This is a genomic window from Rhizobium sp. SG570 (genome assembly GCF_012275345.1).
Taxonomy (GTDB): domain Bacteria; phylum Pseudomonadota; class Alphaproteobacteria; order Rhizobiales; family Rhizobiaceae; genus Rhizobium; species Rhizobium lusitanum.
This window is the reverse complement of sequence record NZ_JAAZQI010000020.1, coordinates 110,089-116,416: the sequence shown is the minus strand read 5'-3', so window position 1 is coordinate 116,416 and position 6,328 is coordinate 110,089. Positions and strand designations below refer to the sequence as shown.

The window sequence follows — 6,328 nt, the reverse complement described above, 5'->3', positions numbered from 1 at the left end:
AGTTGAAGCCGCATTCCTTGGCCATCTTGCTCTTGGAGTTCACATAGGCGTGGCTGGCCGGATCGTCGCCGACGATGACGACGGCAAGCCCGGTCTTCACACCGGTCTCCGTCTCAAGCCCGCCGGCGGCAACCTTCACCGCCTCGATCACCGAAGCCGCCGCAATCTTTCCGTCGATCACTGAAGCCAGCGCCATCCCTCACCCCATCCGCTCTGACGCATAGGAGCCCGGGCTTGCCGGGAAGACGATGGTGCGGTTGCCGTTGAGGAAGGTGCGGTAGTGGATATGCGCATGGATGGCGCGCGCCAGCACCTGGCTCTCGACGTCACGGCCGATCGAGACGTAATCATCGGCCGACTGCGCATGCGTGATGCGCGCCGTGTCCTGCTCGATGATCGGGCCTTCGTCGAGATCGGCCGTCACGTAATGCGCCGTCGCCCCGATCAGCTTCACGCCGCGCTCATAGGCCTGCTTGTAGGGGTTCGCCCCCTTGAAGGACGGCAGGAAGGAATGATGGATGTTGATGATGCGGCCAGACATCTTCTGGCACATGGAATCCGACAGGATCTGCATGTAGCGGGCCAGCACGATCAGTTCGGTGCCGGTCTGCTCGACCACCTCCATGATCCGTGCTTCCGCCTGCGGCTTGTTGGCCTTGGTCACCGGAATATGGTGGAAGGGGATGTCGTGGTTGACCACGACTTTCTGGTAATCGAAATGGTTGGAGACGACGCCGACGATGTCGATCGGCAGCGCGCCGATCTTCCAGCGATAGAGCAGGTCGTTGAGACAATGGCCGAAGCGCGAGACCATCAAGAGCACCTTCATGCGCTTCTTGCCATCATGGATCTCGGCCTCCATCTCGAACTTGGCGGCGACCGGCTTGAAGCCTTCGACCAGCGCCTCCAGGCCGACCCCTTGCTCGGAGATGAAGGAGACGCGCATGAAGAACCTGCCGGTGTCGAGATCGTCGAACTGGCTGGAATCGACGATGTTGCAGCCCTGGTCGGCCAGATAATTGGCTATCGCCGCAACGATCCCGCGCGTCGACTGGCACGATACAGTCAGTACATAGTTCTTCATGGTGATCTTCCTCCGCCGTCCCGGCCAAAAATCCGCGCCCGCGCCGGAGCTTGATACTCCAGCGCATGCGCTTATTCGGGCAATCGTCCGCTCCGCGCTCAGATATCGAGCGTACTGTCACGCTCCCACTGCGTGAAATGCGAGCAGTAGGCGTTCCATTCCTGATGCTTGAGCTTCAGATAGGCAGCGGAAAACTCGGAGCCGATCGCCTCCTTCAGGCCCTCGTCCTCATCGTAGGCCCGCAGCGCATCGAGCAGATTGAGCGGCAGGCGCGGCGCATCCTTCACCAGGTGACCCTCCGCATACATGTCGATATTGTGATGCGGGCCGGGATCGGCCTTGTTGCGCAAACCGTCGAGGCCGGCCGCGATGATGATCGCCTGGAGCAGATAGGGATTGACCGCCCCATCGGGCAGGCGCAGTTCGAAACGGCCAGGACCGGGCACACGCACCATGTGAGTGCGGTTGTTGCCGGTCCAGGTCACCGTGTTCGGCGACCATGTAGCGCCCGATGTCGTGCGCGGCGCGTTGATGCGCTTGTAGGAATTGACTGTCGGATTGGTGATGGCCGCCAGCGACGAGGCGTGCTTCATGATGCCGCCGAGGAAGTGCCTGCCTTCGGTCGAAAGACCGAATTCCGCCTCCCTGTCGGCGAAGACGTTGGTCTTGCCGTCATTGCTCCACACGGAAACATGGCAGTGGCAGCCATTGCCTGTGAGACCCTTGAAGGGCTTAGGCATGAAGGTGGCGCGCAGTCCGTGCTTCTCGGCGACCGACTTGACCATGAACTTGAAGAAGGAGTGCTTGTCGGCGGTCTTCAAGGCATCGTCGAACTCCCAGTTCATCTCGAACTGGCCGTTGGCGTCCTCGTGGTCGTTTTGATAAGCACCCCAGCCGAGTTCCAGCATGTAGTCGCAGATCTCGGCGATGACGTCGTAACGGCGCATGACGGCCTGCTGGTCGTAGCAGGGCTTTTCGGCGGTGTCGTATTCATCCGAAATCTTCGAGCCATCGGCGGTGATCAGGAAGAATTCGGCTTCGACACCGGTCTTGACCCGCTTGCCTTGGGCTTCAGCCTGCTTGACGAGCTTCTTCAGCACGTTGCGCGGCGCCTGGGCGACCAACTCGCCTTCCATCATGCAATCGGCCGCGACCCAGGCAACATCCTTCTTCCATGGGAGCTGGATAACGGAGGACGCGTCCGGCACGGCGAAAAGATCGGGATGGGCAGGCGTCATATCGAGCCAGGTGGCGAAGCCGGCAAAACCGGCGCCCTCTTCCTGCATGCCGGCGATCGCCTGCGCCGGCACCAGCTTGGCGCGTTGGCCGGAAAAAAGATCGGTATAGCTGATCATGAAATATTTGATGCCTTTGTCTTTCGCAAAAGCAGCAAGGTCCAGTGTCATTCTCGTTCCCCTTTGGATTTCTCAGAGACACTTCGGTTTATGCGTGAAGCCGCCGGGCTCTTCGGCCCGGTCGGAAATTCAATAGCCTCCCTTGCCCGGATACCAATTCGTGCCGGCAAGTGGAATTTGCGCCATGGCGGCCGCTTCCATCGTCAACGCGCACAGATCTTCCGGTTCCAGATTATGCAGATGGTTCTTGCCGCAGGCGCGCGCGATCGTCTGCGCTTCGAGCGTCATGACCTTGAGATAATTGGCAAGACGACGGCCCGCCGCGACCGGGTCGAGCCGCGCGGCGAGCTCCGGATCCTGCGTAGTAATGCCGGCCGGATCCTTGCCTTCATGCCAGTCGTCATAGGCACCGGCAGTCGTGCCGAGCTTCTGATATTCTTCCTCCCAGCGCGGATCGTTATCGCCGAGCGCAACCAGCGCTGCCGTGCCGATGGCAACCGCATCGGCGCCAAGCGCCAGTGCTTTCGCGACGTCCGCGCCGGAGCGAATACCGCCGGAGATGATCAGTTGCACCTTGCGGTGCATGCCAAGATCCTGCAGTGCCTGGACGGCCGGGCGAATGCAGGCAAGTGTGGGCATACCGACATTTTCGATGAAGACGTCCTGGGTCGCGGCCGTGCCGCCCTGCATGCCGTCAAGGACGACGACGTCGGCGCCGGCCTTCACGGCCAAAGCCGTATCGTAATAGGGACGCGCACCACCAACCTTCACATAGATCGGCTTTTCCCAGTCGGTGATCTCGCGCAGCTCCATGAGCTTGATTTCAAGATCGTCAGGACCGGTCCAGTCCGGATGACGGCAGGCCGAGCGCTGGTCGATGCCTTTCGGCAGATTGCGCATGTGAGCGACGCGGTCCGAAATCTTCTGGCCGAGCAGCATGCCGCCGCCGCCGGGCTTTGCGCCCTGGCCAACCACCACTTCGATCGCATCGGCGCGGCGCAAATCCTTCGGATTCATGCCGTAGCGCGAAGGGAGATATTGATAGACGAGGGTTTGCGAATGGCCGCGTTCCTCATCCGTCATGCCGCCATCGCCGGTCGTAGTCGACGTGCCCGCAAGCGTGGCGCCGCGGCCGAGCGCTTCCTTGGCATTGCCGGACAAGGCGCCGAAGCTCATGCCTGCAATGGTGATCGGGGTCTTGAGAGTGATGGGCTTCTTGGCAAAGCGGCTGCCGAGAACGACTGTCGTATCGCATTTCTCGCGATAGCCTTCGAGCGGATAGCGGGAGATCGACGCACCGAGGAAGAGAAGATCGTCGAAATGCGGCACCTTGCGCTTCGTGCCGGCGCCGCGAATGTCGTAGATGCCGGTCGCCGCCGCACGGCGGATTTCGGCCAGGGTATGGTCGTCGAAGGTTGCTGATTTGCGTGGCGGCGTAAAAGGATTGTGATAGCTCATGATGTCTCTTTCGCCTCAATACGCGTCGGCATTGTCGATGTTGAAATTATAGAGTTTGCGCGCCGATCCGTAACGCTTGAACTCTTCCGGCCTGACACCGCTGACGCCTGCCTTGTCGAGAAGCTCGGCAAGCTTCTCGAGATGCTCCTGGCGCATTTCCTTTTCGATGCAGTCCGAGCCGAGGCTCTTGACCGAGCCGCGAACGAAAAGTTTTGCCTCATAGAGGCTGTCGCCCAACGCATCGCCCGCATCGCCGAGCACGACAAGGTGGCCTGATTGACCCATGAAGGCGGACATATGGCCGATATTGCCGTGCACGACGATATCGATGCCCTTCATCGAGATGCCGCAACGCGACGCCGCGTTGCCCTTGATGACCAGGAGGCCCCCCTGGCCGGTCGCCCCTGCATATTGGCTCGCATCGCCTTCGATGACAACGGTGCCCGACATCATGTTCTCAGCGACACCCGGTCCGGCGGAGCCATGCACCGTGACGTTGCCGCCATCGTTCATGCCGGCGCAATAATAGCCGACGGAACCCTTGATATCGACGGTGACGGGAGCATCGATGCCGACGGCCACCGCGTGATGGCCTCGCGGATTGACGACTTCGAAGGCAGTATCATTGGCACCAGCTGCAAGGCTGTGAAGCATGCTGTTAAATTCGCGCAGCGAGGTAACGGATAGATCGAAAACTGGCATGAAAGAACTCTCTCGATTGCGCCAAGACTGGATTAGGCGGCCTTTTCGTGATCCCAGAAATAGACGGTGGCCGGTTCGGGTTCCCAGATGCGGGCATCCTCGATGCCAGGCAGGTTTACGAGCGCACGATATTCGGAGCCGAAAGCAACATACCGATCGGTTTCGGCCATGACTGCCGGCTTGCAGGCGATGGGATCGCGAACGACGCCGAAGCCAGACTTCGTTCCCACAACGAAAGTAAAGAAACCGTCGAGATCGCTGAGCGCGCCGGTCAGCGCCTCGCCGAGATCCTTGCCCTTGGCCATCTCGGCCGTCAGATAAGCGGCGGCGACTTCGGTGTCGTTCTGCGTCTCGAAGGTCATGCCCTCACGCACGAGTTCGCGGCGCAGGTTGTTGTGGTTCGACAGCGACCCGTTGTGGACCAGACATTGATCGGAGCCGGTCGAGAACGGATGGGCGCCCAGCGTCGTAACCGCCGATTCCGTCGCCATACGGGTATGGCCGATGCCATGCGTTCCGGACATGGAGGAGACGCCGAAACGGGAGATGACGTCCTTCGGCAGGCCGGTCTCCTTGTAGATCTCGATGGCATCGCCGCTGCTCATCACCCGGACATCGGGGCGCAGCGTCGCGAGCGCCGCCCGGCCCTCGTCGAGCTTATCCTTCGCGAGCGTGATGACAGCATGAGTGCTTTTGACCTCGACCGACACCGGCGCATCCAGCGCGCGCCTCAGATCATGCTCGAGGTCGTCGAAGTCCTTTGCCGGGCTGGCCGATTGGATCGTAATCTTCGCCTTGTTGCCGTTGGCGCCGCCGTAAATCGCGATGCCGGCGCTATCTGGCCCGCGATCGGTCATCGTGACAAGCATGGACGAAAGAAGCGAGCCGAGCTCCGGCTCGAGGCTTTTGTCTTTCAGGAAGAGACCCACAATTCCGCACATGATCAGACCCTCCATTTCGCGTCTGCAAAATGGCTATCAGGTCTGTTTTCAGATTTCAACCCAAAAGAATATTTTTTTCTTTTAAGGCAAGTTATTCGGTCTTGCCGCGCTGTGGATAGCTGATAATCGACAGGTATTTGCTCGGCAGTTTCACCAGGACTTCCGGGCCGTGCGGCGCGTCGGCGTCAAAGAACAGGCTATCGCCGGGCTGCATCGGGAAGAGTTGGTCGCCATGGCGATAGATCACCTCGCCTTCGAGCATATAGAGGAATTCCATGCCCTCGTGCTGGAAGGTCGGGAAGACATCGGAATCGGCCGTCAGCGTGATGAGATAGGGCTCGACGATGACGCCGCTGGAATTGTTGTCGATATGGCCGAGCAGATTATATTGATGGCCGGCGCGCGTGCCGCGTCGTTCAAGCTCTATGCCCTGCCCCGCCTTGACGAAGACCGCATTGCGCGGCTCCTCGTAGCGGCGAAAGAAGGCCGTCAGCGGCACGCCAAGCGCACGCGACAGCGATTGCAGTGTCGTCAGCGATGGCGAGATGTTGCCGTTTTCGATCTTCGAGAGCATGCCAAGCGAAATACCGGTGGCCGCGGCCAGGTCCGTCACCGTGATGCCGAGCTTCTTACGATAGGCGCGCACCTCGTGGCCGATCGCCATTTCGAGATTGTTGACCTTCGGCTCGCGAACCGCATGCGGATCCTGCACGAACGCTGGTCGCGTGCCATGCGGATGGTCCTCGCTCGACGTCTTGTTCGGCTTGGTCTTCATTCACGATCCTTTT

At 60.4% G+C, this 6,328-nt stretch carries 7 protein-coding genes; all 7 read right to left on the bottom strand.

Translation table 11 applies throughout. The annotated features are described in order from the left end of the window. The coding region (locus FHT28_RS29765; protein ID WP_281408480.1) for a tetrahydrofolate dehydrogenase/cyclohydrolase catalytic domain-containing protein at window positions 1-190 on the bottom strand (190 nt) is incomplete at its 3' end. Window positions 191-199: 9 nt separating this feature from the next. Beyond that, window positions 200-1,084, bottom strand: coding sequence for a formyltetrahydrofolate deformylase (gene purU / locus FHT28_RS29760; RefSeq protein WP_168598173.1), 885 nt, complete (start codon window positions 1,082-1,084; stop codon window positions 200-202). Window positions 1,085-1,182: 98 nt separating this feature from the next. Continuing rightward, window positions 1,183-2,490, bottom strand: a complete 1,308-nt coding sequence (gene glnT / locus FHT28_RS29755) for a type III glutamate--ammonia ligase (protein ID WP_047640661.1) — start codon at window positions 2,488-2,490, stop codon at window positions 1,183-1,185. A gap of 78 nt (window positions 2,491-2,568) precedes the next feature. After that, the gene (locus FHT28_RS29750; RefSeq protein WP_037197545.1) at window positions 2,569-3,897 is read right to left on the bottom strand and encodes an FMN-binding glutamate synthase family protein; all 1,329 of its coding nucleotides are present in this window, start codon (window positions 3,895-3,897) and stop codon (window positions 2,569-2,571) included. Between the two features lie 15 nt (window positions 3,898-3,912). Further along, window positions 3,913-4,599, bottom strand: coding sequence for a GXGXG domain-containing protein (locus FHT28_RS29745; RefSeq protein WP_037197544.1), 687 nt, complete (start codon window positions 4,597-4,599; stop codon window positions 3,913-3,915). Between the two features lie 32 nt (window positions 4,600-4,631). Next, entirely contained in the window at window positions 4,632-5,540 is a 909-nt protein-coding gene (locus FHT28_RS29740; RefSeq protein ID WP_037197576.1) for a glutamine amidotransferase family protein, read from the bottom strand. A gap of 91 nt (window positions 5,541-5,631) precedes the next feature. Beyond that, window positions 5,632-6,315 carry a helix-turn-helix domain-containing protein gene (locus tag FHT28_RS29735; protein WP_037197542.1) on the bottom strand — a complete coding sequence of 228 codons (684 nt, stop codon included), beginning with the start codon at window positions 6,313-6,315 and terminating at the stop codon, window positions 5,632-5,634. Window positions 6,316-6,328 lie beyond the last annotated feature (13 nt).